The following is a 25,816-nucleotide window of genomic DNA, read 5'->3' as shown; positions in this document are numbered from 1 at the left end:
AAACTCTTTCTCAAGTCGAGGAAGAGTTTTTATTTGGAGGATGATTATGAAAAAAATAACAAAAGTCTTAATATTTAATTTAATATTTTTAATATTAGTTTCTTGTGGACAAATTAAAGATGAAAAAAGTTCTGGAAAAGTAAATTTTATAATTAGCAAAAATTTTGGGAACCAAATAATAGACAATAAATTTCTAGAATATAAAGAAAATTATACTGTGATTGATTATTTAGAAGAAAATTTTGAAATAGAGACAGCTTATGGTGGAGGATTTGTAAATTCTATTAATGGAATAGAATCAGGTTTTACTAATAAAACAAATAAAGAACAATTAGATTGGTTTTATTATGTAAATGGAAATTTAGCAAACATCGGTGCTAATGAATATGTTTTATCTAGTGAAGATGTGGTTATATGGGATTATCATAGCTGGGGAAATGATAATTATGTTTCTAATATAATAGGGGCATATCCTATTAATTTTATTAATAGTGGATTAGATTTAGAAATAATTGAAAATGGAGATTATACATCAGAAATAGACGAATTAAAAAAATATTTAAAAGATGAGGGATTAAAAAATATAACAGTTAATACTTATGATAAAAATGATATTGAAAATATAGAAATAAATTCAATAATAATTGGAAAATATAAAGATATAAAGAATATTCCTATGATAAAAAATGTTTTTGATAATAAAGAAAATTTTGGTATTTTCTATGATATAGAAGAAAATATAAATATATATAGTTTTGATAGAAAAACTGTAGAAACCTATGAAAAAGGAGCAATAATTTCTAGTGTTCAAAAAGAATATAATTCTTTATCTGTTATATGGATGATTACTGGAAATGATGAAAATTTAATAAAAAAAGCTATAAAAATTTTAAATGAAAATCCTGAAGAAATAAAAGGAAAAACATCTTTATTGATTACAGAAGATAAAATTGTGAATTTACCTATTGTAAATAATTAGGTGATACCATGTTGAAATTACATCCAGCTACTTCTATAATATTATGTTTATTATTATTTTTTTTGACTTTGTTATATAATAATCCTTTGTATATAATTTCAATATTATTATTTATAGTAATAGGTACATTGATAATAGGTGAAAGAAGTTCTTTGATAAAAGTTTTAAAATACAGCAAGTTTAATATTATTTTTTTAATATTATTAAATCCTTTAATATCCCAAAATGGTAGAACAATAATTTTTAAAGCTTCGTATGTTCCATTTTTAGGGAGAATAAAAATAACTTTAGAATCCATAGCTTTTGGATTAAATATGGGGTTAAAGTTAACATGTATAACAACTGTTTTTGTATTTTATAGCTTATTAAGTGAAAGAGATGATATTTTTAGTTTTTTTGCTAAATATTTAAATAAACTTACAATTATATCTTCTATGACAATAAATATAATTCATAAATTAAGCATTGATTTAAAAAGAATAAAAGAAGTAATGGTATTAAGGGGAGTAAATTTTAATCAAAAAAATATTTTTAAAAAAGTTAGAGCAGTATACCCTATTATAAAAATTATATTTATATCCTCATTAGAAGGGTCTTTGGATAGAGCAGAAGCTCTTCATTCAAGATTGTATGGTAAAGCAAAAAGAACTAATTATTACATATTAAGATTTAGAAAAATTGATTATATGATTAATATGACAAATTTATTATTAATAATAATTTTTATTATAAGTTTTATGCTAAATTATGGAGATTATGATTTTTATCCTACATTAAGAAACTTTTCTTATCATGAGCTTATCTTTTTATTAGTTTTCAATTTCATTTTATATTTGAATTTGTTATTTATATGGTGGTATAAAAAATGGAAATCTTTAAAATCAGAGATTTAACTTATTATTATCCTCAAGAAAAAAATCCGGCATTAAAAAATATTAATCTTTCTATAAATGAAGGTGAGTTTATATTACTGTTAGGAAATTCAGGTTCAGGTAAAACTACTTTAGGAAGAATTTTTAATAAAATAGTTCCAGAATTTTATGGAGGGAAAATAAAAGGAAATATATATGGCAATATAGAAGTTGGAATGGTTTTTCAAGATCCAGAAAGACAACTTGTTATGGATAAAGTAGAAAGAGAATTAGCTTTTGGACTTGAAAATATAGGACTAGAAACAAAATATATGAAAAAAAGAGTAATGGAAACTTTAAGTTTTTTAAATATAGATGATATAAAACAAAGTAATACCTATGAATTATCAGGAGGACAAAAACAAAAAGTTGCTATTGGTGCTATGCTTGCATTAGGAAATAATTTTTTAGTTTTAGATGAACCAACATCACAGCTCGATCCTTCAAGTTCTGCAGAAATAATGACTATTTTAAAAAGATTAAATGATGAATTAGGTTATACTATATTTTTAATAGAACAAAAAATAGATAGATGTTTTCATCTAGCAGATAGAATTTTATTTATGGAAAATGGAGAAATAGTATATGATGGAGAGCCACGATCTTTTATCTCTTGGGCCTATAGATATAAAGTAAACTTTTTACCTTCAATCTCTCATTTTTTTTCAAAATTAGATATTAAAGACATCCCTCTTAATATAAAAGAAGGGAGAAAATTAATAAAAAATATAATAGATAAAAATCAATTTTTAACATCTAATAAGAAAATTAAAATGAAAAAATCAAAAGAAAATAGTCTATCTCCTATAATAGAACTAAAAAAAATAAATTTTTCTTATGACAATAAAAAAAATGTATTGAATAATATAAATTTAACTATATATCAAAATGAAATTTTAGGATTAATGGGCGCAAATGGTAGTGGAAAAACAACATTAATAAAACTTATTGCAGGATTATTAAAAAACTTTAGAGGGAAACGTTTGGTTAATGGAAGTATAGGATATTTATCTCAAAATCCTAATGATTATTTATTTAATGATACTGTTTATGAAGAATTAAAATTTACTTTAGATAATAAGGGTATAAAAGATGATAGAATAATAGAAGAAATATTAAAACAATTAGATATTTATAAATATAAAAATAAAAATCCTAGAGATTTAAGTAGTGGAGAAAAACAGAGAGTGGCTTTAGCTTCTATACTAGTTATGAGACCAGATATATTAATATTAGATGAACCAACTAGGGGGCTAAATTTAGAATTAATTGATAATTTAGGAAATATTTTATTAGATATTAGAAAAAAAGAAACAACCATTATAGTAGTGACCCATGATGTAGAATTTGTTAGCAAATTTTGTGATCGGGTAGGATTGATTTTTAATGGAGAAATAGCTCAAATAGGTTCGAAGTATGAAGTTCTTACTTCAGGAATATATTATTCTACTCAAATTAACAAACTATTTAGAGGATACAATGATTTTGTATTAACTGAAGATGACGCTATTAATTTTTTACATATAAATAAAGGAGTCAGTTAGGTGAATTATGGTCTAATATTAGGATTAAGTTTATTAATTTTATTTATTATTATTGTTGTATCATATGAAAGAAGAAAAATATCTATTAAGGAAATATCCCTATTAGCCACTTTGTCAGGATTAGCAGGAGTATCTAGAGTTCCTTTTAGTGCTATTCCAAATGTTCAACCTACGACTTTTCTAGTTATTATTTCTGGATATGTATTAGGACCGTTCTATGGATTTATGGTTGGATTTATAGCTACTTTGGTCTCTAATGGATTTTTAGGACATGGACCTTGGACACCATGGCAAATGTTAAGTTGGGGTTTAGCAGGATTAAGCGCTGGAATATTAAATAAATTTTTTAAAAATCCTTCTAGAATCTTTCTAAGTATATTTGCATTTTTATGGGGCTTTTTATTTGATTATATTATGAATTTGTGGCATTTTATAACTTTTGTGTATCCTCATACTTTAAAAAGTTTTATTCTTGTTTATTCGACATCATTTTATTTTGATTTGATGCATGCCCTTGGGAATTTTGGTTTTATGTATTTTTTTGGGAAAGATTTTATTACTATACTTAAAAGATTTAAATATAGATTAAATTTTATTAAAGAAGAAGAGGAGGTATAAATATGAAAAAAATAAAAAGAATTACTAGTTTAATATTAATATTTTCAATATTTATTACAAATATTTCCTTTGCTTTAACTAATAATAAAGATACAGTTGAAGTTTTAAACAATTACGAATTAGATGAATGGGGAATATTAGCATTATATTCTAATGCTAATAATGTTAAGGACAAAACATTAGAAAAAATAACATCTACAATAACTACCGATTATGAAGCTTATATTGTAGGAGCACTTCCATTAGGAATAGATGTATCAAAGGAAATAAAAAAAGTTATAAATTCGCAAAATTATAGAGGAAAGTTTGCTGATAATATAGATGGAACAGGAAATGAGTTAATAAATGCTCATATATGGGGAATTATTTCTTTGTATGTTGCAGGAGAAGATAATTATGACAAAGAAAAAGCGTTAAAATGGTTAAAACAAAATCAAAATGAAGATGGTGGATTTGCTGTTTTTGTAAATTCTGATAACTCAGATATAGATATGACAGCTATGGCAATAGTGGCTTATAAAATTCTTGGATTAGATGAAAATTCCATTGAAGTAAAAAAAGCTTTAAACTTTATTGAGAACAATATAGATAAAAAAAGTACCTGTGAATCTGTAGCTTGGTATATTATGGCAAAAACTATGTTAGGATTAGAAGTTGAAAAGTCTTTATATGACAAGCTATTAGAGTATAAATTGCCTGATGGTGGATTTAAACATTTAAAAACATTAAATAAAAGTAATTATATATCTACATGGCATGGATTAATTGCTATTAATGATTATGAAAGAGGAATATCAATATTTACTAGATTACATAATGCTACTAATTTTATTAAAAAAAATAAAAACTTATTAAATACTATACAATAGGGGGATTTAGATGAAAACTATAAGAAAAAATAAGTTTATATTAGCAACTATTATTTTTATAATGACATTAGTTAATATATTACCAGCACAATTAGGCTTAAATACTGTTTTAGCACAAGAAGAAGATATTTTGTCTAAACTAGCAACTAAAGCAGCAAAAAATAATATAGAGGCATTTATGTCAGGCACTCCTGTAGATACAAAATATGTTAATTTAGGAGTTTATGATATTTATATGTTAAATGAAGCAAAAGTAGATATTGATGTAGATACATATGTGTATGATGGAAAGAGTTTAAAAGATAATTGTATTGATTTAGTAGATGAAATATTAGGAAATCCTAGTTATGATGCTAAGAACATAAGCCATTCTTATTTAGCTATGAAAAGCATAGGAGAAAATTCTAGAGCAAATGAACTATTAGACCTATTAAAAGAAAAACAAAATGATGATGGGTCTTTTGCAAATAATATTTATATTGATATGCCAGCTTTTGAAGCTTTAGGAAGAGCAGGAGTAATTAATCAAATTAATACTCAAAAAGCTGTTGAATATATATTAAATACTCAGAATCAAGAAACAGGCACTTGGGAAAGTTCTTGGGGCCCTGATTTTATGTCTACCGCTCAAGCTATACGTTCTTTAATTTATTTAAAAGATTATGTATCTAATAAAGAAGAAGTACAAACAGCTATTGATAAGGGATTAGAATGGATAAAATCAAATCAGCAAGATGATGGTAGTTTTGTGTATGGATGGGATGATCCATTAACAGATACTGTAGAAGTAATTAATATATTAGATTTATTAGATAAAGATTTAAATTCATGGAAAAGTAATGGAAGAGGGCCTAAGGATTATTTAATAGAAAATGCTTTAAATGAAGATGGAAGTTTTGGATTATATGGCGGAATAAAGAATAATACAAAGGCTTTAGAAGGGTATTTAAGATTAGGAGGTATAGTTGATTTATCTAATGATACTTCCGATAATAACTCTAATAATGATAATATACAAAATAGTACAGGTACAATTACAGTATCTATAAAAATAACAGGATATGATGAGACAATTATCTCTAAAACTAATATAACCGTAAATGAAGGAGATACTATATTAGATGTATTAGAAAAAGTATTAAGTGATAGAAGGATTTCTTATACTATTGTTGGAAATGCATATGTAAAAAGTATAAATGGATTATCAGAGTTTGATAAAGGCCCTATGAGTGGTTGGATGTTTAATGTAAATGGGGAAACAGTAGCTGTATCTGCCGCAAATTATGAGGTTTCTGATGGTGATTATATACACTGGTTTTATACTTCTGACTATACCAGCGATAGCAGAAATACTAGTAGTGCAAGTGGAGGAGGATTGATAAATAATAGTTCTCCAGAGAAGATGGTAGATGATATAAAGGAAATTTTAAAAAGCAAAGATGAAGAAAAAACATTAATTTCTTTGGATGATTTAATAAATGAAATAGTAAATGATAAAGAAAGTTTTAAAAATTATATTTTAGAAGTAAATGACGTAATAAATGATTCATTAAATATAGTAAAAACAGAAGAAGGTTTTGAAGAATTTACAAGAATATCTTCTTCATATATAAATGATGCTTTATTATTAATAAATGACATGGAAGATAAAGATAGAATAGAAGAAATTATAGATGATATGATAGATATTACTCTTGAGGCAAAAGAAAAATATAGTGATATTAATACTACGAATAAATTAGCACAAAGCCAATTTAAAATAAAAACTGATAAAAATCAAAATTCAGTAACATTACCAGCAATATTAATGGAAAAATTATTTGAAAAAGAAGTTGATAAAATAGTAGTGCAAGCAGATAAGGTGATACTTAATATAGATACTAAAGATTTAACAGAAGATGTTAAAGAAAAAAGTATAACTTTAAATATAGAAGAAATAGATGTCTCTAATTTAAAAGAAAATGAAAAAGCTTTAATTCCCGAAGAAGTTTCTTTAATCGATTTAAATATAAAAACTGATGAAAATGATGTTATAAATCTTAAAAATCCAATAACTATAAGTATAAATTATGATGAATATATAGATAAGAAAGACGATTTAACAGTTTTTCAGTTAAAAGATGATGGTACTATTGAAAATATGGGTGGAGTTTATAATGATAATGATGAAAAAATTACATTTATAACCAATAACTTTGGAAAATATTTTATAAAAGAAAACAATAAAACTTTTAATGATCTAAATGAAGTAAAAGAAGCAAAAGATAAAATAGAAGCTTTAGCATCTAAGGGTATAATCAATGGTAGAACTGAAGATACTTTTGACCCTAATGCTAATATAACTAGGGCAGAAGTTGCCACTTTAATAGTGAGAATGTTAAAATATACTTCAAAAGATATGGAAATGCCTTTTGAAGATGTAAAAGAAGATAAATGGTATTATGATACCATAAAATTAGCTTATGAAAATGATATTATAAACGGAAAAGATGAAAAAACTTTCGACCCTAAAGGGAATATAACAAAACAAGAAGTTATAAAAATCGTTGAAAATATTTTATTAAATGAAGGGTATAAACCTATAAAAGAAGAAGAAATAATTAAAGAGGAATATAAGAATATTCCTGACTGGGCAAAATCAAGTGTGGCCATGGCAGAAAGAGAAGGAGTATTAGATACTTCAAATTATGAAACTATTAATCAAAATGCAACAAGAGCAGAAGTTGCTATAATATTATATAACCTATATAATTTAGTAGTTGAATAAAAATAATAGGGCTACTGTGTTAGCAAAAATTTGCTGATACAAGCCCTTTTTATTTTATATTAAAACTAGTACTAATATTTGTGGTTTTTGTATATATTATTGTAAAATCATTTCTAATAATTTATAATAGTATAAAAGATACAAGAAAATACAATATATTACTTAATTCGATGATAAAAAATAACCTTTAATGTCTCGAGGGGAGATGACAAAATGAAACTCAATATGGAACAAAATAGATTAGTATCAAGCAAACCAAATGGTCACATGTTAATTAAAGGAGTCGCTGGAAGTGGAAAAACAACCGTAGCAGTACATAGAATACCACATCTTTTAAATCATTATTGTTACGGAGAAGATGATAAAATTCTTATGGTTACATACAATAGAACTTTAATTAATTATATAAAATATATATATTCTAAAATTGAAGATCAAGATCAAATGAGTTTTGATGACTTATTTATAGATAAAAAAGACAAAGTTAAAATATATACCATAGATCAGATATTATATAGTTATTTTAAAATTTATAAAAAAAGAACTAACTTCCCCTATGAGCTTACTTATGATAATAAAATTATTTACAATACAATGAATAGATGTATAGAAATGTTAAAAAAACAAAATCCAAATATTAAAATATTAGATCAAAAAAATATGAAATTTATATTGGATGAAATTGATTGGATAAAATCTTGTAATTATATGGAATTAGAAGAATATCAGAATGTTGATAGATTAGGAAGGACTAACGGTGCTTCAGAAGGGCCTCAAAGGCTACATAAAAATTCTGATACAAGACGAATAATTTTTCAATTAATGAATCTTTTTGATAAAGTGTTAATGGAACAAGGATTTATTGACGGTAAAACTATGGCACTTTTAGCTTTAAAAGAAGCAAAAAGAAAAGTAAATGAAAAATATACTCATATTATTGTAGATGAAAGCCAAGATTTAACAAGAGTTCAAATTGAACTTTTAAAAGAATTATATAATGAAAAAGAATATTCTAGTTTTTGTTTTATTGCTGACACAGCACAAAGTATTTATCCCCATTCTTGGCTAGTAAAAGGAAGAAGTTTTAGTAGTATTGGATTTAATATGACTGGAAAAAGTAATTCTTTAAGTAAAAATTATCGTACTACTACTCAAATAGCAGAAGCAGCTTATAGTTTATTAGAAAAAGATGAGAATATTTTAGATGATGAAAATTTTGTAAAACCATCATTAATTGATAGAAAAGGAGAATATCCTGTTTATCGACTATTTAAAAATGTTAAAGATGAAGCAGAATATATAGCTTTAGAAATAAAGAAAAAATTTTCTAATGGATATAAAATAAGTGATATTGCAGTCATTGCAAAAACAAGAAATCAACTTATAACTATTAAAGAATATTTAAATGAAAAAAATATAATATCAAAAATGATAGATAGAACTAATCCTAATTTTGAAGATGAAGCAGTTAAATTATTAACTATGCATTCTATAAAGGGGTTAGAATTTAAAGTGGTGTTTATTTGTGGTTTAAATGAGGATATTATACCGTCATATACTCAAGGAGATTTTATAGATGAAAAAGCAATAGAAAGTAATGAAAGAAAATTATTATATGTTGGTATGACAAGATCTAATGAATTATTGTATTTAACAAGTAGTGGTAAACCATCTAAATTTATCAATGAAATAAACCCCAGATATTTAAAAATGCGTATGGAAAGTAAAATGAGAAAATATTATCCTATACAAATACATAATTATTATTTTTCTGATAAAATAAAAGATATTTATTCTAATGAAGAAAAAATAAGACAGTGGGTAATTTCAGAACTAATAAATACTTATAATTATCCAAAAAGTTTAATTGATATAGAACAAAAAGTTTACAATTTTTCTAAAGTAGGATTTGTAGATATAGTTGTTTATATTTATAAAAATAATGAAAAGATTCCTTATATTTATATAGAAACTAAAGCATTAAAAACAGGCATAGAAAATGCATTGTGTCAACTAAAGTCTTATATGAACGTAAGTAAAACCTGTCAATATGGAATAGTAACAGATGGATATGATTTAGTTATAATTAATAAGGATTTTGAAAAAATAGAAGAAATACCTTCTTTTCATCCTTCAATGCTTCCTTCTAGTATAGAAACATATACTTATATAGATATAAAACATAGACAAAGATATATATTTTCAAGAGATCGTGAAAATTCAGAAGATATTATTATAAATAGAGAAGGAGAAAATGAAGAATTAATTTATGAAAATTTAGAAAAATTAAATGTGTATGGAGAAATTGTAGCAGGAGTTCCTAAAATTGTTAATGAAGAATTAGGAGAAGATTTTAGAATTCCATCAGATTGGTTAGAAGGAAATAATGAATGTTTTTTATTAAAAGTAGTAGGGGATAGTATGCAGGGGGCTGACATTGAATATGGCGATTATGTAGTAGTTCATAAACAAAATACAGCTAAAAATATGGATATAGTAGTTGTAACTATAGATGAAAATGCTACTTTAAAAAAATATATGAATATGGGAGACTACGTTCTCTTAATTCCTGAAAATGAAAACTATGAACCTATTCAAATGAAAAAGACTGATGTATTTATAAATGGAGTAGTAATTGGAATACTAAAATCGAAAAAATAAGGTGTATAATATGAGTATTGAATATTACAATAAAAATGCAAAAGAATTTTTTATAAATACGGTTAAAGCAGATATGAGTAGTCTTTACGTTTTTTTCTTACAATATATAAAATCAAAAGGTCATATTTTAGATCTAGGTTGTGGATCAGGAAGAGATAGTTTATTTTTTATAAACAATGGATATAAAGTTACAGCTGTAGATGGCTCAAAGGAAATGGCTAAATTAGGGTCTAAATTTATAAAACAACCTGTATTAAATATAAAATTTCAAGAAATAAATTTTTTTGAAGAATTTGATGGAGTTTGGGCTTGTGCTAGTCTACTTCATATAAATGATTCTGAAATAGATGATGTATTAAATCGTATTTATAACAGTTTAAAACCTAAAGGGATTTTTTATTCTTCTTTTAAATATGGAGATAAAAAAGAATGGCGTGATGGAAGATATTTTAGATATCACAATGAAAAGAGTTTTAATAAACTGATACAAAATCATAAAGGATTTGAGTTGATAAAACTAGATAAGACAAAGGACGTTAGAGAAAATAGACCTAATGAATATTGGCTTAATGCATGGCTTATAAAAAAATAGGCAAAATTAAAGGGTGAAATATATGCAAAAACCTTTAAGAACTTTAAAGTCTCAAGATAAAAACTGTTTTACAGGAGATGATGATTATTTAATATGTGCCATTAAAGAGGCATTTAATAAAAAATTAAAAACAGTCGATATAAATGTTTCATTTTTAATGGAATCAGGAGTTTGGCTGTTGCAACCTGAATTAAAAAAAGCAGCAAATATGAATATACCAATTCGTATCTTAACAGGTAATTATTTAAATATAACTCAACCACAGGCTCTATATCTTATTAAAGATATTACTAATGATAAAGTTGATATTAGATTTTATAACGTTCCTAATAAATCTTTTCACCCAAAAGCATATATATTCGAATATGAAAATGATGGAGAGATATTTATAGGTTCGTCTAATATGTCTAAGTCTGCCTTAACTAATGGAGTAGAATGGAATTATAGAATTCTAAAATCACAATAGAATTTTATAAAAACAGATTTGAAAAATATAGAATTTTATTATAAATTATTTAGTATAAAAATAAATTAATATGTTGATAGAAAGGGGTTATATTATGCCATATATTAGCACAACAACAACAGTAACTATGGATGAGAAAAAAAGAGAAGCTATTAAAACAAAATTAGGAAAAGCTATTGAGCTAATAGGTAAAAGTGAAAATTTTCTTATGCTTTCTTTTAAAGATAATGCATATATGTATTTTAAAGGAAGCAACGAAAAGCCTTTAGCCTTTGTTGAAGTTAAATTATTAGGAAAAGCTTCTAAAGAAGTATATTCAAATCTTACTAAAGAAATCACAAATATTTTAAATGAAGAATTGCAAATACAACCAGATTGTGTATATGTAAAATATGAAGAAGTAGAGCATTGGGGATGGAACGGAACAAATTTTTAAAAAAATAATTATAAAAAATAGTAAAGTGTTTATGCTTATAAGTATAAACACTTTATTTTTTTATTTTTATAAAAAATACAGGAAGGAGTTATATATTGGAAATTTTAATATACTTAAAAAACTCAAAAATGTCCATTCTTATTATATTATTTTTACTAATAATTAGAGCTTTATCCGACTTATCTTTACCTTCTTATACTAGCGATATTGTAGATATTGGAATTCAGCAAAAAGGTATTCCTAATGCAGTACCAAATCAAATTAGAGCAGAAACTTTAGAAAATTTAAAGTTATTTATGAAAGATGAAGAAATACAGATAATAGAAAATTCTTATCGTTTAGATGATACAGGGTATTATAAATTATATTTAGATGATAAAGAATATATTGAGAAATTAAATTATATTTTAGAAATTCCAATATTAATTTTATCTCAATTGGAAAATAATTCAACCACTAAGTTAGAAGATATAAAAATAGCTTTAAATAATGGAATTATATCAAAGGAACAACTTATCGATATGAAAGATTCTGCCATTGAATCAATGGGGAATTTAAATAGTAATTTTATTCAGCAAAAAGCTGTTTTATTTATACAAAAAGAATATGAGGCAATGGGAATTAATATTGGAGATATACAAATAAAATATTTATTAATTACAGGAGCTAAAATGTTGGGAGTAACTTTACTCATGGCATTAGCTTCAATTTTAGTGGGATTAATAGCAAGTAGAGTTGCTGCAAAAATTGGAATGGAATTGCGACAAAATGTATTTAAAAAAGTTATTTCTTTTTCTAAAAATGAATTAGATAAATTTTCTACAGCTTCTCTTATTACGAGAACAACCAATGATGTACAGCAAATACAACAGACAATAGTTATTTTATTGCGTATGGTTTTATATGCTCCCATACTGGGGATTGGAGGAGTAATAAAAGTATATAATACTAAAACAGGTATGGGTTGGATTATTGCTGCAGCAGTAGGGACTATTTTAATATTGATTTCAATTTTAATTAAGATTGCCATGCCAAAATTTAAAAGGATGCAGGAATTTGTTGATAATTTAAATTTGGTTAGTCGTGAAATTTTAACAGGAATTTCTGTTGTTAGAGCATTTAGCCGTGAAAGATATGAAGAAAAACGATTTGATAATGCAAATCGCAAATTAATGAAAACACAATTATTTACAAGTCGTGTTATGAGTTTTATGTTCCCAATTATGCTGTTAATAATGAATACTATTACCATAATAATTGTATGGTTTGGAGCAAAGGGAATCGATTTAGGAAATCTTCAAGTGGGAGATATGATGGCTTTTATTACTTATACTATGCAAATAGTTATGTCTTTTATGATGCTTACTATGATTTCAATTATGCTACCTAGAGCAAATGTTTCTGCAAATCGTATTAAAGAAGTATTAAATACAGAATCTTCTATTTTAAATAAACCTGATGCTATAGAAAAAGAAAAGGAACACTGGAATGGAGTATTAGAATTTCATAATGTTTCTTTTCATTTTCCAGGAGCTGAGGAAAATGTATTAGAAAATATTAATTTTATTGCTAAGCCTGGAAAAGTAACTGCCATCATTGGAGGTACAGGAAGTGGTAAATCTACACTAATAAATTTAATTCCTAGATTTTATGATGTAACTATTGGGAAAATTACTATTGATGGAATAGATATTAGAGATATTAGTCAAAAAACTTTACATGATTTATTAGGATTAGTTCCTCAAAAAAGCATTTTATTTAGTGGAAATATAGAATCTAATTTAAAATTTGGAGGAAATAATATTTCTGATGAAGCAATGATAGAAGCTGCAAAGATTGCTCAGGTATCTCAATTTATTGAAGGAAAGTCCCAAAAATATAAAAGTCAAATTTCTCAAGGAGGGAAAAACGTATCTGGAGGACAAAAACAAAGATTATCTATAGCAAGAGCTATAGCCAAAAATCCAAAAATATTTTTATTTGATGATAGTTTTTCAGCACTTGATTATAAAACTGATGTAATACTGCGTCGAGCTTTAAATAAAAAAGTTAAGGATGCTACAGTAATTATTGTATCTCAGCGTATTTCAACTATTATGAATGCAGACCAGATTATAGTTTTAGATGAAGGGAAAATAGTAGGAATAGGCACTCATAAACAATTATTATTAAATTGTGAAACATATAAAGAAATTGCTAAAAGTCAGTTAAGTCCGAAAGAACTTGGAATGAAAGAAGGTGAACTATAATGAATAAAGATAATGCAAATTCTACGAGTAGCTCTATAAAAGGTCCTGGTAGAGGCATGGTTCCAGGAGAAAAACCTAAAGATTTTAAAGGAAGTATAAAAAAATTAATTTCTTATATGGGAAAATATAAAATAGCAATTATTTTTGTAGTTATATTTTCTACGGGAAGTACAATATTTAATATAATAGGTCCTAAGATTTTGAGTAAAGCAATAACAGAATTATTTAATGGGCTAGTAGCTAAAATTTCAGAAACGGGTGAAATAAATTTTAAAGAAATAGGAAATATTTTAGTTCTTCTTTTGATTGTATATATTATTAGTTCGATTTTTAATTTTATACAAAGGTGGATTATGACTGGAGTATCTCAAAAAATTAGCTATAGAATGCGCCGAGAAATAAGCGAAAAAATAAATCGCATACCTATGAAATATTTTGAAAGTAAGACAGTAGGAGAAGTATTATCTCGAATTACCAATGACGTAGATACTTTAGGACAGAATTTGAACCAAAGTATAACACAGCTTATTACTAGTTTTACTACAATAATTGGTGTTTTAATTATGATGCTTACCATAAGTCCCATTATGACTTTAATAGTTTTTATAATTCTTCCTGTATCATCATTTTTAATAAGTGTAGTTATCAAATTTAGTCAAAAATACTTTAAGACGCAACAAGAATACCTGGGAACAATTAATGGTCAAGTAGAAGAAGTATATAGTGGCCATAATGTAATTAAAGCTTTTAATAGAGAAAATGATGTTTTATCTGAGTTTGAAGAAACTAATAATATATTATTTAGTTCTGCATGGAAAAGCCAGTTTTTTTCAGGACTAATGCAACCTATTATGAATTTTGTTGGAAATCTAGGATATGTGGGAGTTGCGATTTCTGGAAGCATATTAGCTATAAAAAGTGTTATTACAGTAGGGGATATTCAAGCATTTATTCAGTATGTAAGAAATTTTACGCAACCTATTGCTCAAATGGCTCAAGTTTCTAATATGCTTCAAAGTATGGCAGCCGCTGCAGAGAGAGTTTTTGAATTTTTAGCTGAAGAAGAAGAAAATCAAACTGTAGCAAACCCTGTATTAGTAGATAATATTAAAGGAGAAGTGAGTTTTGAAAATGTATGCTTTGGATATAATGCGGATAAAATTATTATTAATAATTTTAGCTGCGAAGTAAAGCCAGGCCAAACAGTGGCAATTGTAGGGCCTACAGGAGCAGGTAAAACAACCATAGTTAAATTGTTAATGAGATTTTATGATATAAATAATGGTAGTATCAAAATAGATGGGCATGATATCCGTAATTTTAATCGTAAGGATTTACGAAAAGCTTTTGGAATGGTTTTACAAGATACTTGGTTATTTAAAGGCAGTATCATGGAAAACATTAGATATGGTAGACTTGATGCAACGGACCAAGAAGTTATTGCGGCTGCTAAAGCTGCTCATGCTCATCATTTTATTAAAACTTTACCAGAAGGATATAATATGGAGCTTAATGAAGATGCCAGTAATATTTCTCAAGGACAAAAACAATTATTAACTATTGCTAGAGCTATTTTAGCTAATAAACCTATTTTAATTTTAGATGAAGCTACTTCCAGTGTAGATACAAGAACCGAACTGCTTATTCAAAAAGCTATGAATAATTTAATGAAAGGGCGTACTAGTTTTGTTATTGCTCATAGATTATCTACTATTAAAGAAGCGGATATGATTTTAGTAATGAAAAATGGAGATATTATAGAAAAAGGAACCCATACAGAATTATTAAAACAAAAAGGATTTTATGCAGATTTATATAATAGTCAGTTTGAAGAAAATATATAAATAAAAATCGTCGGATAAAATTCTGGCGATTTTTATAAATTGAAAATAATTTCGCAAAACTAACCTTTTGCGAAATTATTATGATATAATATACTATATTATTTTCATTTTAGGAGGAATAGACTTGAAATCAGATTTAGAAATTAAACTCAAAAAAAATATACGAGCGAAATTGAAAACTTTTCCTAATTTTGTAGGCGAATTTATTGATAGCATAGAATTAGAAAAATCATTACAAACCATAAATGCATATCTTTTAGATTTAACAATATTTTTTAGATTTCTAAAAGAACTCCCTGAATTTAAAAACATAGAAATAAAAAATATATCTCCTAAAGATTTGAAAAATATTACTGAAAAAGAGATAAGAGATTACCTAAAATATCTTGATTATTATACCGTACAAGTTATATCTAAAAAAGGTAAAATAATCAATAAAACTGTAAGTAATACTAGAATATCTAAAAATAGAAAATTAGCTAGTTTAAGAACATTTTATAAATATCTTTCAAAAGAATATCCTTATATAAAAGATGTTGCTGCTAATGTAAATTTAAAAGTAAATAAAAAGAAAGAAATAAAAAATAAACTTACTGGAGAAGAAATTCAAAAATTTTTAGATACCATAAGAAAAGATATAGGAATTGAAAATCAAAGAAGTATGAAATTCCATGAAAGAGTCAAATTCAGAGATTATATAATAGTCTTAATCCTAGGCTTTACTGGAATTAGAATATCTGAATTGGTTCAACTAGATATAGAAGATGTATCTATGGAAGAACAAAAAATAAAAGTAATCCGAAAGGGAGGAGATGAACATTTAGTAGACCTTCCCGATTTAGTGTGTAAAGATATAAAAAACTATATAGAATATAGAAAGGCTATGGCTGATGTAAAAGAAAGAGCTTTATTTATTTCTTTGCATAAAAAAAGAATTAGTCCTAGAACAGTACAAATAATGCTAAAAAAATATCAATATCGCTCAAACCTTAATATAAATATATCTCCTCATACATTTAGAAGGTCCTTTGGTATGGCATTTTATAATTCTACCGGAGATATAGAAATGACAAGAGAAGCCCTAGGACATGCTTCTGTAGAAACAACTAGAAAATTTTATGCAGAACCAGCTGAAGAACGTTTATCAAAAGCAAGAAGAGGATTTACATATAATTACACTAAGTAGACCATAAAAATCTTATGTCTACCTTTTAATAAAAACAAAAAGCCCTTATGGGCTTTCTATTTTTATTAAACTCCAGAGTAAGCTGAAAATCCACCATCAACAGGAAGAACTACACCATTAACAAAACTAGAAGCTTCTTCACTTATTAAGAACAAAAGAGCTCCTATAAGTTCGCCAGGTTCTCCAAATCTTCCCATTGGAGTACTATTTAATATTTTGTGTGAACGCTCTGTAAGACTTCCATCAGGATTTTTAAGTAGTGCTTCATTTTGACTAGTTAGAAGAAAACCTGGTGCAATAGCATTTACTCTTATTCCAACTTTAGAAAAATGAACCGCAAGCCATTTTGTAAAATTTGATATAGCAGCCTTAGCACCTGAATATGCTGGTATTTTAGTAAGAGGAGTAAATGCATTCATGGAAGAAACATTAATTATGTTACAACCTTTTCTTCCTATCATATCTTTAGCAAACTCTTGACAAGGAAGTAAAGTCCCTAAGAAATTAAGGTCAAAAACAAATTGTATTCCTTTTTCATCAAGGTCAAAAAAGGTAATTAAATCTTTATTATTTTCTTTTAAATCTTCTAAAAATAAATATTCTTTTGTAGTTGTTCCTTTAGGGTTATTACCACCAGCCCCATTTATAAGTATATCACAGGGCCCAAATTTCTCTAAAACTATTTTATGAGCTTCTTTAAGACTTTCTTTATCTAATACATTTGCTTGTACACCTATAGCAGTTTTTCCATTAGCTACAACTTCAGCAGCCTTTTTTTCTGCAAGTTCTAACTTTAAATCAAGAATTGCAACTTTTGCACCACATTCTGCAAGAGCATCTACCCAAGAACTTCCAATAACTCCTGCACCACCAGTTATAACTACAACTTTATCTTTTAAATCTATATGAAAAGGTAGTTTCATTTTATTCATCTCCTTTGCTTATTTTTTCAAGGGTTTCCCATATACCTGTAATATACATAGCACCTAAAGCACGGTCATATAATCCATATCCAGGTCTTCCAGTTTCACCCCAAATCATTCTACCATGATCTGGTCTTAAATATCCATCAAAATTGTTTTTATGAAGAGCTTTAATAATTGCAACAATATCTAAAGAACCACAAGGAGAGTAGTGGGCACTTTCTTCAAAACTGTCATCTGGATATAATTTTACATTTCTAACATGTATAAAATGTATACGCCCTTGACTTGCATATTTATCTACCATTCTTACAACATCATTAGAATTAGTTGAGCCAAGAGAACCGGTACATAATGTAAGTCCATTATATTTACTATCTACTATCTTTAAAAATCTATCAAGATTTTTTTCACTAGTTATTATTCTTGGTAAACCAAATATACTATAAGGAGGATCGTCAGGATGTATTGCCATTTTAACATCATATTCTTCAGCAACAGGTATAATTTCTTTTAGAAAATACTCAAGATTACTCCATAAAGCTTCTTCATCTACTTTAGAATATTTATCAAATATGTCTTTTAATTCTTCTTTTGTATAACTAGTATCCCAACCTGGAAGTGATAATTCTCCAGTAAGAGGATCCATTTTTTCAAGTTGATCTTTATAATAAACTAGAGTAGTTGAACCATCACTTAATTCTTTATCAAGTTGAGTTCTTGTCCAATCAAATACCGGCATAAAATTATAGCATATTACTTTAACTCCAGCTTTAGAAAGATTAATGATGTTTTGTTTATAGTTAGCAATATATTTATCTCTTGTAGGAAGTCCTAGTTTAATATCTTCATGCACAGGAACACTTTCAATAACATCAAATTTAAGTCCTGCATTTTCAACTTCTTCTTTAAGTTTTAAAATTCTATCCATATCCCATACTTCTCCTACAGGAACATCATATATAGCAGTTACAATACTATACATATTAGGAATTTGCTTAATATATTTTAGTTTTACAGGATCATCTTTTCCATACCATCTAAAGGATAATTTCATATTTTATTCCTCCAATTTAATAAGTTTAATAATGTATTTTTTGCAAATAATTTTATTTAAATACAAATAACATATAAATAAATTAATTTAATAATATTTACTTATTTATTATATTAATAAATATTAATAAAAAATATGCTATTATTGCTATTATACTTGCAAAAATTGCTCAAATTATTTAAACTATGTTTAAATAATTTAATAAAGAGGTGTTAGAAATAAAAAAAATAATCCAACAATATTCTAGTAGGCAATATATGCTTACTAACAACTTTGAAATATTTCATTATCAGAATACAAAACTTAAAGAAGTAAAACTTCATCATCATGATTTCTATGAACTATATTTTTTTATATCTGGAGATGTAACTTATTATATTGAAGGGAAAATTTTTTCATTAAAACCAGGTGATATAATTTTAATAAATTCTCAAGAACTTCATCAAGCTAATATTAATAATAAAAATATAACATATGATAGAATAGTTCTTTGGATGAGAAAATCTTTTTTAAAAAGTCTTTCTGATAATAAAGTAGACTTAACTCTTTGTTTTGAAAGCAAAAATAAAAACAATATTTTACGAGTAGATTTTGAAATACAACAAAATATAAAATTACTATTAAATAAAATATTACATATACAAAATACAAAAGGATTTGGATATGAGCTATTATATAGAGCATATATTACAGAATTGATGGTTTACATAAACAATATATCGTTAATCAAAGAAATGACAACTAATGTTGATATTAATAAAAATAATTTAATAGATAATATTATAGAATATATTAATAATCATCTTGAAGAAGATATAAAGATTGATGATTTAGCAAATTATTTTTATATTAGTAAATTTCATCTTTCTAGAGAATTTAAAAAATATACAGAAACAACCATTCATAGATATATAGTACAAAAAAAGTTAATAAGAGCAAAGGAATTAATCCTTAATAGAATACCTATTACTGAAGTTTATAAAAAATGTGGCTTTGGAGATTATTCTAATTTTTTTAGAGCTTTCAAAAATGAATACGGAGTTACTCCAAAACAGTTTTATAAATTAATGACTAAATAAAATATTAATTTTATTAATAAAGAGAAGAGTATTAGTAGACAAATAATCATAAAAAGTTATTATTTTATAAAATAATCTTAAATAATTTATTTAAAGTACTATTCGCGAAACACAACTTTAACGAAAAGTATAGTGAAATTTTAATATTCTTTAAAATTTATTTATATTTTATATAATATATTTATACATCTCTTATACAAATAAAAAATTAGAATTTATGAACTCATAAATTCTAATTTTTTATTTGATATATTATTTTATATTATTCATAAATATTATTTTATATATTTAAGTTAATTTATTTTTTTAATATAAAACTATATCTTTTAAAATAATATATTTATTATGTTAAATATATTATTATTCTATTTATTTCCTTTTATCTAATATCCTTTACTATATTATAATAAGCTCTTGATGTTATAATATAAGTTAATATATATAATACAGCAAATGATATTACTATAATGCTTCCAGACAAGATTATTAATTGTCTATCAAATATATATATTGTTTTCATAAGATTTACTATCATTTTAAATCCAGCTATAGTATGGATTATAGCCATTATTAAAGGAATAAAAAATACTAATAATATTTGTTGCTTTATAGTAGCTCTCATTTCTTTATCACTCATACCTATTTTTTGCATAATACTAAAATTATTTTGGTCTTCAAAGCCTTCTGTTATTTGTTTATAATACATAATTAAAATTAAACACATACTGAATATAATTCCAAAAAATATTCCGATAAATAATAATCCTCCATACACAGCTTGGCTTTCTTCTCTTTCATAAATTCCATTTTTCATATTAATAAATCCGTCTTTTGTTTTACACCAATTATTCAATTCATATATGAATTCTTTTTTATTTTTATCCTCTCCTCTTAACTGAATATGAATAGTATATATAGGAGAATTATTTTCTGTATTTACGAATTCTTTGATGATTTTATCCATAATTTCTTTATTTTTTACAACCAAATAAGAATCTAAACCAGCAATACTCATTGTTTTTGGAGCAAAATTTATTTCTGTTATTATTTTTTTAACTTTATATTCCGTATTATTTAATAACATAGTATCGTATTTCAGAGAATCATTTTGAGTAATAATTATGATTTCATCATTTTCTAATTTTTGTGATTCCTCCTGTATTTTATTAAAATCCTCTAAGGTAATTAATTTTATATTATAATTACTTTGTTGAGTACTTTTTGCTTTTACAAAGCTATTTTTATTTTTAAATCCCTTTAATACTTGATAAGTAAATTCCATTCTATTTTCAATATTAATATTAGTATTATCAATTATTTCGTTTAATTTTTTATTAAAATTTTCATATTCTTTAAAGTGAATGGTATCAAAATTAAATATAACATCATAAGGATATTGATAATATAGTAATTGGTCCATTCCACTCCAAAGAGATAAGGTACATAATAAAGTAATTATAACCATTGTGCTAAAGATACAAATATTAGCTAAACTAGAAGTATTCTTTTTCATTCTATAAATCATTCCTGAAATAGTTACATAATTTGATTTATTGTAATAAAAATTCTTATTTATTTTCATTATTTTAAGTAATGCTATTATTCCAGCTCTAAAAAAACTATGAGTTCCCAAGATTACTAAAAGTATAGCCACAAAAATATTAATAAAAAACATACTATTAAGTTCTATAATATTAGCTATATAATATCCTATTCCTAGAAAAGCTATTCCTATAATTGCTATTATCCATAAATATTTAGGATCCTTATCTCCTTCTTTTTCTCCTTGCATAAGAGATTTTGGATTTGACTTTATAATTTGAAAAATGTTTATTACTAAATTAATACCATGTGCAAGTAGAAAATAATAAAAGGTTTGCTGATATGCTTTAAAATTAAATGTAAAACCTATATCTACAGGCATATTTGATAAATTAAGTAATAATACAAATGCTAATTTAGAAAATACTATTCCAGATAAAATTCCTATAGCTAATGTAATCAAAAATATAATTAAAGTTTCCCCAATCATTATTAATATTATATGTTTTTTTTCTAAACCCAAGATATTATAAAGACCTAATTCCTTTTTTCTTCTTTTAATTAAAAAACTATTGGTATATATGAGAAATAATATTAAAATTATTCTAAGCAACATTAGGCCTATATTCATTAAAATAATCAAATATGAACTATGGGGTAAAGTATTCATAATATCATTTTTTATAATTGATGAAAAAATAAAGAAAACAAATACTGAAATTATTCCAGATAGTATATATGGGAAATAAGTTGTCCCATTTTTTTTAATACCTAATATAGATAGTTTAGGTAGCAAAATAGTTTTATTCATCATAATCCCCTCCTGTTTGTAATATGGTCATGGTATGGGATATTTTTTTGTACATTTCTTTCTTAGAAGAATTTCCACGATATATTTGATTAAATATGCATCCATCTTTAATAAACATTACTCTACTAGCATGGCTAGCTGCCTGTATACTATGGGTAACCATTAAAATAGTTTGCCCTTCTTTATTAATATCTGAAAATAATTCTAGAAGCTTAGAAGCAGATTTAGAATCTAATGCTCCTGTAGGTTCATCAGCTAAAACTAATTTGGGATAGGTAATTAGAGCTCTAGCCACTGCTGCTCTTTGTTTTTGCCCTCCAGAAACTTCATAGGGATATTTTTTTAATATATCTTCTATTCCTAATTTTTTAGCTAAAGGTTTTAATTTTTCGTTCATTTCGTTATAAGATTTTCCTGCTAAAACAAGGGGTAAAAAAATATTATCTTGAATTGAAAAAGTATCTAGTAAATTAAAATCTTGAAAAACAAACCCTAAATTATCCCTTCTAAAAGCAGCCAATTCTCCTTGTTTAATTTTTGAAAGCTCTTTATTTTCTAAAAAAACTTCTCCACTAGTAGGTTTGTCTATAGAAGCTAATATATTTAAAAGAGTGGTTTTTCCAGAACCAGATTCCCCCATTATAGCTACATATTCTCCCTTTTCTACTGAAAAACTCACATTATTTAAAGCAGTAACTTTATTACCTCCTAAACGAGTGGTATATATTTTTTTTATATTTTTTACTTTTAAAAGAGCCATAATATCTATCCTTTCCGTAAAAGTTTTTTAATTAATTTTATAATAATATAAGGAGAAATGCGTTGCCATCGATTAGGCTTACATTTCTCCTTTTTAACTTACATTTTTGTAAGAATTATTTATGAGTCTGATTAGAAAAATCTATAAATATTTTTGTTCCCTTTCCTAATTTTGATTCAACTTTTATACCATGGGATAATGTGTCTAAAATTTGTTTACATAGATAAAGTCCTAAACCTGTAGATTTTTTATCCATTCTTCCGTTATAGCCTGTAAATCCTCTTTCAAAAATGCGAGGTAAATCTTCATCTTTAATTCCAATCCCTGTATCTTCTATAACTAAAGATTTGTTTTCTAAGTAGATAGATATTCCTCCTTTAGGAGTATATTTTATAGCATTAGAAATTAATTGTTCCAAACAAAAAGTTAACCATTTTTCATCAGTAACTATTATAAGACTAAAATCTTCAATATTAAATGAAAGTTTTTTATTAATAAATAATAGTCCGTATTTTTTTACTGCCTGTTTTACAATATCATTAAGTTCATATTCCTTTAATAACATATCAGAAGACATACTTTCTAATCTTAAATAATGCAGTAACATTTCTAAATACTGTTCAACTTTAAATAATTCTCCTTCAAGTTTATAAGAAAATTTTTTATCTTTATTATTATTTAATAATAATTTAATAGCAGCTATAGGAGTTTTTATTTGGTGAACCCATAATGTATAATAGTCCATCATTTCAGTTTCTTTTAACTTAGTATTAAAAATAAGATTTTGATTTTCCATAAATATACTTTTAATAATTTCTTGATATTTTAATTCTTTTAAATTTTTGGTTTCAGGTAAAAATTCTAATAAATTTTCTTTATTTATATACATCTGATGTATTTTTAAAATATGCTTTCTATAATTTATAAAATCTACAACTAAATAATTAAAACTAATAAATAAACATATAATTACTGCATATAAAATTTGTGATAGATTATTAAGTTGATAAAGAGTACATACAATTACAAAAATTATAATATAAATTATAAACAAGAGTATAGTCTTAATTTTTTCTCTAAAATATCCTAACATTAGAGTTGATAAATTAATTTTTCCCATATTACTCTCCTATAATATATCCTAGACCTTTTTTTGTTTTAATAAAATCTTTAATACCAGCATTTTCTAATTTCTTTCGAAGCCTAGTAATATTAACTGTTAAAGTATTATCATCCACAAAACATTCATTATCCCATAGTTTTTTCATAATTTGTTCTCTAGAAACTATTTCCCCAATATTTTCGAATAATATTTGTATAATTTTAAATTCATTTTTTGTAAGTTCTATTTTTTCTTCTTTATAAATCAAAGAAGCATCTGATGTATTAAATAAAACTCCTTTATATTCTTTATAATTATTTTTTTCATTATAAGAGTAAGAACGTCTAAGCATTGCTTGTATTTTAGCAGAAAGTACACTTAATTCAAAGGGCTTTGAAATAAAATCATCTCCCCCCATACTAATAGCCATAAGAATATTCATGTTATCTTTAGCAGATGAAATAAATATAATTGGTATTTTAGATATTTTTCTGATTTCTTTACACCAGTAATATCCATTATAAAAAGGAAGAGAAATATCCATCAGTACTAATTGAGGGTCATATTTAATAAATTCTGTTATTATATCATTAAAGTTTGAAGCGCATTTTACTTCATATCCCCATTTCATTAAATACTTTTCTATTTCTGAAGCAATGATAGTATCATCTTCAACAATAAATATTCTATACATAGGAACTCCTTTATTTTTATATATAATTTTTTTAAAATTATATCATATTTAAAAATATTAGTGGAATTCTATTTATATAGTTTTTTAATCAATTTTAAAATAATTAATTATTAACTGATTTTCAAGGATAAATAAATATTATATTGACATATGTATATACACGTGTTATGATTATGTAAAATTATTTATGGAAATAGGAGGATAAAATAATGAATACTAAAAAATTAGCAGTAACTGCTTTACTTACAGCTCTTGCTATTGTAATTCCTTTTGCAGTATTTTTAAAAATTATAATTCCACCTTTTACTGCTACTTTAGGATCACATGTTCCTATGTTTATATCTATGGTATTAGGGCCTGAAGTTGCTATTATGACTGGCATTGGCTCTGCGTTAGGTTTTGGTTTAACCCTTGGTCCTTTAATAGGAGCTAGAGCCTTTATGCATATATTTGTAGGACTTTTAGGATCTAAACTTATAAAAAAAGGAATGTCATTTGGAAGAGTTGCAACTATAACAGCTCCACTCCATGGTTTATTAGAAGTTTTAGTGGTAACACCTTTTGTAGATTTTAATGCATATCAGCTTTTAGTTGTAACTGGTATAGGAACTATACTTCATCATTGCGTAGACGCTTTTATTTCAGCTCTTGTCATAAAATTTATACCAAAATCAGCTTTAAACGATATTATAAAAATTAAACAAGAAGCATAAAAAATATTTCATA

Annotated in this window: 20 protein-coding genes and 1 pseudogene; 15 read left to right on the top strand and 6 right to left on the bottom strand. The window is 25.2% G+C overall.

From position 1 onward, the window contains the following. Positions 1-46: 46 nt before the first annotated feature. The 13 genes and pseudogenes from OM90_RS03365 to OM90_RS03305 all read left to right on the top strand — a co-directional run bounded on the left by OM90_RS03365 (position 47) and on the right by OM90_RS03305 (position 17,122). Complete coding sequence (locus tag OM90_RS03365) at positions 47-979, top strand: DUF4430 domain-containing protein (protein ID WP_058485479.1); 933 nt, start codon at positions 47-49, stop codon at positions 977-979. Between the two features lie 8 nt (positions 980-987). Further along, positions 988-1,872: an energy-coupling factor transporter transmembrane component T gene (locus OM90_RS03360; RefSeq protein ID WP_084757950.1), complete on the top strand. Its 885-nt coding sequence runs from the start codon at positions 988-990 to the stop codon at positions 1,870-1,872. Continuing rightward, positions 1,845-3,434 carry an ABC transporter ATP-binding protein gene (locus OM90_RS03355; protein WP_058485477.1) on the top strand — a complete coding sequence of 530 codons (1,590 nt, stop codon included), beginning with the start codon at positions 1,845-1,847 and terminating at the stop codon, positions 3,432-3,434. The genes OM90_RS03360 and OM90_RS03355 overlap by 28 nt, the downstream gene beginning before the upstream one ends. After that, positions 3,435-4,052 (top strand): ECF transporter S component, encoded by a 618-nt coding sequence (locus tag OM90_RS03350; RefSeq protein WP_058485476.1) that lies wholly within the window; start codon positions 3,435-3,437, stop codon positions 4,050-4,052. It begins immediately after the preceding gene. 2 nt (positions 4,053-4,054) lie between these two features. Beyond that, positions 4,055-4,921, top strand: coding sequence for a prenyltransferase/squalene oxidase repeat-containing protein (locus OM90_RS03345; protein WP_058485475.1), 867 nt, complete (start codon positions 4,055-4,057; stop codon positions 4,919-4,921). 10 nt (positions 4,922-4,931) lie between these two features. Then, entirely contained in the window at positions 4,932-7,688 is a 2,757-nt protein-coding gene (locus tag OM90_RS03340; RefSeq protein ID WP_058485474.1) for an S-layer homology domain-containing protein, read from the top strand. A gap of 213 nt (positions 7,689-7,901) precedes the next feature. Next, the gene (locus OM90_RS03335) at positions 7,902-10,349 is read left to right on the top strand and encodes a 3'-5' exonuclease (protein WP_058485473.1); all 2,448 of its coding nucleotides are present in this window, start codon (positions 7,902-7,904) and stop codon (positions 10,347-10,349) included. A 10-nt stretch (positions 10,350-10,359) separates the two neighbouring features. Next, positions 10,360-10,941 carry a class I SAM-dependent methyltransferase gene (locus OM90_RS03330; protein WP_058485472.1) on the top strand — a complete coding sequence of 194 codons (582 nt, stop codon included), beginning with the start codon at positions 10,360-10,362 and terminating at the stop codon, positions 10,939-10,941. 22 nt (positions 10,942-10,963) lie between these two features. Further along, a pseudogene (locus OM90_RS03325) lies at positions 10,964-11,386 on the top strand (phospholipase D-like domain-containing protein); the annotation flags it as partial. A gap of 115 nt (positions 11,387-11,501) precedes the next feature. Continuing rightward, the gene (locus OM90_RS03320) at positions 11,502-11,843 is read left to right on the top strand and encodes a phenylpyruvate tautomerase MIF-related protein (protein ID WP_058485470.1); all 342 of its coding nucleotides are present in this window, start codon (positions 11,502-11,504) and stop codon (positions 11,841-11,843) included. Positions 11,844-11,971: 128 nt separating this feature from the next. Further along, on the top strand, positions 11,972-14,092 hold the full coding sequence (locus tag OM90_RS03315) for an ABC transporter ATP-binding protein (protein WP_242860853.1): 2,121 nt from the start codon (positions 11,972-11,974) through the stop codon (positions 14,090-14,092). Beyond that, positions 14,092-15,936 (top strand): ABC transporter ATP-binding protein, encoded by a 1,845-nt coding sequence (locus OM90_RS03310; RefSeq protein WP_058485468.1) that lies wholly within the window; start codon positions 14,092-14,094, stop codon positions 15,934-15,936. The genes OM90_RS03315 and OM90_RS03310 overlap by 1 nt, the downstream gene beginning before the upstream one ends. A 124-nt stretch (positions 15,937-16,060) precedes the next feature. Then, positions 16,061-17,122 carry a tyrosine-type recombinase/integrase gene (locus tag OM90_RS03305; RefSeq protein WP_058485467.1) on the top strand — a complete coding sequence of 354 codons (1,062 nt, stop codon included), beginning with the start codon at positions 16,061-16,063 and terminating at the stop codon, positions 17,120-17,122. A gap of 65 nt (positions 17,123-17,187) precedes the next feature. Here the strand turns inward: OM90_RS03305 and OM90_RS03300 are convergent, their stop codons facing one another. Together OM90_RS03300 and uxuA are read right to left on the bottom strand one after the other, a co-directional pair. After that, positions 17,188-18,045: an SDR family oxidoreductase gene (locus OM90_RS03300; RefSeq protein WP_058485466.1), complete on the bottom strand. Its 858-nt coding sequence runs from the start codon at positions 18,043-18,045 to the stop codon at positions 17,188-17,190. A gap of 1 nt (position 18,046) precedes the next feature. Beyond that, the gene (uxuA, locus tag OM90_RS03295) at positions 18,047-19,102 is read right to left on the bottom strand and encodes a mannonate dehydratase (protein ID WP_058485465.1); all 1,056 of its coding nucleotides are present in this window, start codon (positions 19,100-19,102) and stop codon (positions 18,047-18,049) included. A gap of 257 nt (positions 19,103-19,359) precedes the next feature. Between uxuA and OM90_RS03290 the strand changes: the two genes are divergently transcribed. Beyond that, positions 19,360-20,181, top strand: a complete 822-nt coding sequence (locus OM90_RS03290) for an AraC family transcriptional regulator (protein WP_242860852.1) — start codon at positions 19,360-19,362, stop codon at positions 20,179-20,181. Between the two features lie 379 nt (positions 20,182-20,560). On the opposite strand, the gene OM90_RS03285 is transcribed toward OM90_RS03290, so the two are convergent. From OM90_RS03285 to OM90_RS03270, 4 genes are all read right to left on the bottom strand, one after another. Continuing rightward, positions 20,561-22,534, bottom strand: a complete 1,974-nt coding sequence (locus OM90_RS03285) for an FtsX-like permease family protein (protein WP_058485464.1) — start codon at positions 22,532-22,534, stop codon at positions 20,561-20,563. Continuing rightward, entirely contained in the window at positions 22,527-23,294 is a 768-nt protein-coding gene (locus tag OM90_RS03280) for an ABC transporter ATP-binding protein (RefSeq protein WP_058485463.1), read from the bottom strand. Before OM90_RS03280 ends, OM90_RS03285 begins: the two co-directional genes overlap by 8 nt. Positions 23,295-23,409: 115 nt before the next feature. Beyond that, a complete protein-coding gene (locus tag OM90_RS03275; protein ID WP_058485462.1) occupies positions 23,410-24,414 on the bottom strand; it encodes a sensor histidine kinase in 1,005 nt (334 codons plus the stop codon). Between the two features lies 1 nt (position 24,415). Continuing rightward, positions 24,416-25,090 carry a response regulator transcription factor gene (locus tag OM90_RS03270; RefSeq protein ID WP_058485461.1) on the bottom strand — a complete coding sequence of 225 codons (675 nt, stop codon included), beginning with the start codon at positions 25,088-25,090 and terminating at the stop codon, positions 24,416-24,418. Between the two features lie 209 nt (positions 25,091-25,299). Here OM90_RS03270 and OM90_RS03265 point away from each other — a divergent pair, with 209 nt between their 5' ends. Beyond that, positions 25,300-25,803: an ECF transporter S component gene (locus tag OM90_RS03265; protein WP_144428530.1), complete on the top strand. Its 504-nt coding sequence runs from the start codon at positions 25,300-25,302 to the stop codon at positions 25,801-25,803. Positions 25,804-25,816: the final 13 nt, after the last annotated feature.

This window comes from Defluviitalea phaphyphila (assembly GCF_001466305.1).
Taxonomy (GTDB): Bacteria; Bacillota; Clostridia; order Lachnospirales; family Defluviitaleaceae; genus Defluviitalea_A; species Defluviitalea_A phaphyphila.
The sequence above is the reverse complement of the archived record's forward strand: the minus strand, read 5'-3'. Positions and strand labels throughout refer to the sequence as shown.

What these genes read in the sequence shown, in the direction of transcription:
- OM90_RS03360 (WP_084757950.1), top strand. Translation starts at nt 988, where the DNA reads ATGTTGAAATTACATCCAGCTACTTCTATAATATTATGTTTATTATTA.
- OM90_RS03290 (WP_242860852.1), top strand. Translation starts at nt 19,360, where the DNA reads ATGCTTACTAACAACTTTGAAATATTTCATTATCAGAATACAAAACTT.
- uxuA (WP_058485465.1), bottom strand. Translation starts at nt 19,102, where the DNA reads ATGAAATTATCCTTTAGATGGTATGGAAAAGATGATCCTGTAAAACTA.
- OM90_RS03330 (WP_058485472.1), top strand. Translation starts at nt 10,360, where the DNA reads ATGAGTATTGAATATTACAATAAAAATGCAAAAGAATTTTTTATAAAT.
- OM90_RS03315 (WP_242860853.1), top strand. Translation starts at nt 11,972, where the DNA reads ATGTCCATTCTTATTATATTATTTTTACTAATAATTAGAGCTTTATCC.
- OM90_RS03265 (WP_144428530.1), top strand. Translation starts at nt 25,300, where the DNA reads ATGAATACTAAAAAATTAGCAGTAACTGCTTTACTTACAGCTCTTGCT.
- OM90_RS03335 (WP_058485473.1), top strand. Translation starts at nt 7,902, where the DNA reads ATGAAACTCAATATGGAACAAAATAGATTAGTATCAAGCAAACCAAAT.
- OM90_RS03270 (WP_058485461.1), bottom strand. Translation starts at nt 25,090, where the DNA reads ATGTATAGAATATTTATTGTTGAAGATGATACTATCATTGCTTCAGAA.
- OM90_RS03365 (WP_058485479.1), top strand. Translation starts at nt 47, where the DNA reads ATGAAAAAAATAACAAAAGTCTTAATATTTAATTTAATATTTTTAATA.
- OM90_RS03345 (WP_058485475.1), top strand. Translation starts at nt 4,055, where the DNA reads ATGAAAAAAATAAAAAGAATTACTAGTTTAATATTAATATTTTCAATA.
- OM90_RS03275 (WP_058485462.1), bottom strand. Translation starts at nt 24,414, where the DNA reads ATGGGAAAAATTAATTTATCAACTCTAATGTTAGGATATTTTAGAGAA.
- OM90_RS03340 (WP_058485474.1), top strand. Translation starts at nt 4,932, where the DNA reads ATGAAAACTATAAGAAAAAATAAGTTTATATTAGCAACTATTATTTTT.
- OM90_RS03285 (WP_058485464.1), bottom strand. Translation starts at nt 22,534, where the DNA reads ATGAATAAAACTATTTTGCTACCTAAACTATCTATATTAGGTATTAAA.
- OM90_RS03300 (WP_058485466.1), bottom strand. Translation starts at nt 18,045, where the DNA reads ATGAAACTACCTTTTCATATAGATTTAAAAGATAAAGTTGTAGTTATA.
- OM90_RS03310 (WP_058485468.1), top strand. Translation starts at nt 14,092, where the DNA reads ATGAATAAAGATAATGCAAATTCTACGAGTAGCTCTATAAAAGGTCCT.
- OM90_RS03320 (WP_058485470.1), top strand. Translation starts at nt 11,502, where the DNA reads ATGCCATATATTAGCACAACAACAACAGTAACTATGGATGAGAAAAAA.
- OM90_RS03355 (WP_058485477.1), top strand. Translation starts at nt 1,845, where the DNA reads ATGGAAATCTTTAAAATCAGAGATTTAACTTATTATTATCCTCAAGAA.
- OM90_RS03280 (WP_058485463.1), bottom strand. Translation starts at nt 23,294, where the DNA reads ATGGCTCTTTTAAAAGTAAAAAATATAAAAAAAATATATACCACTCGT.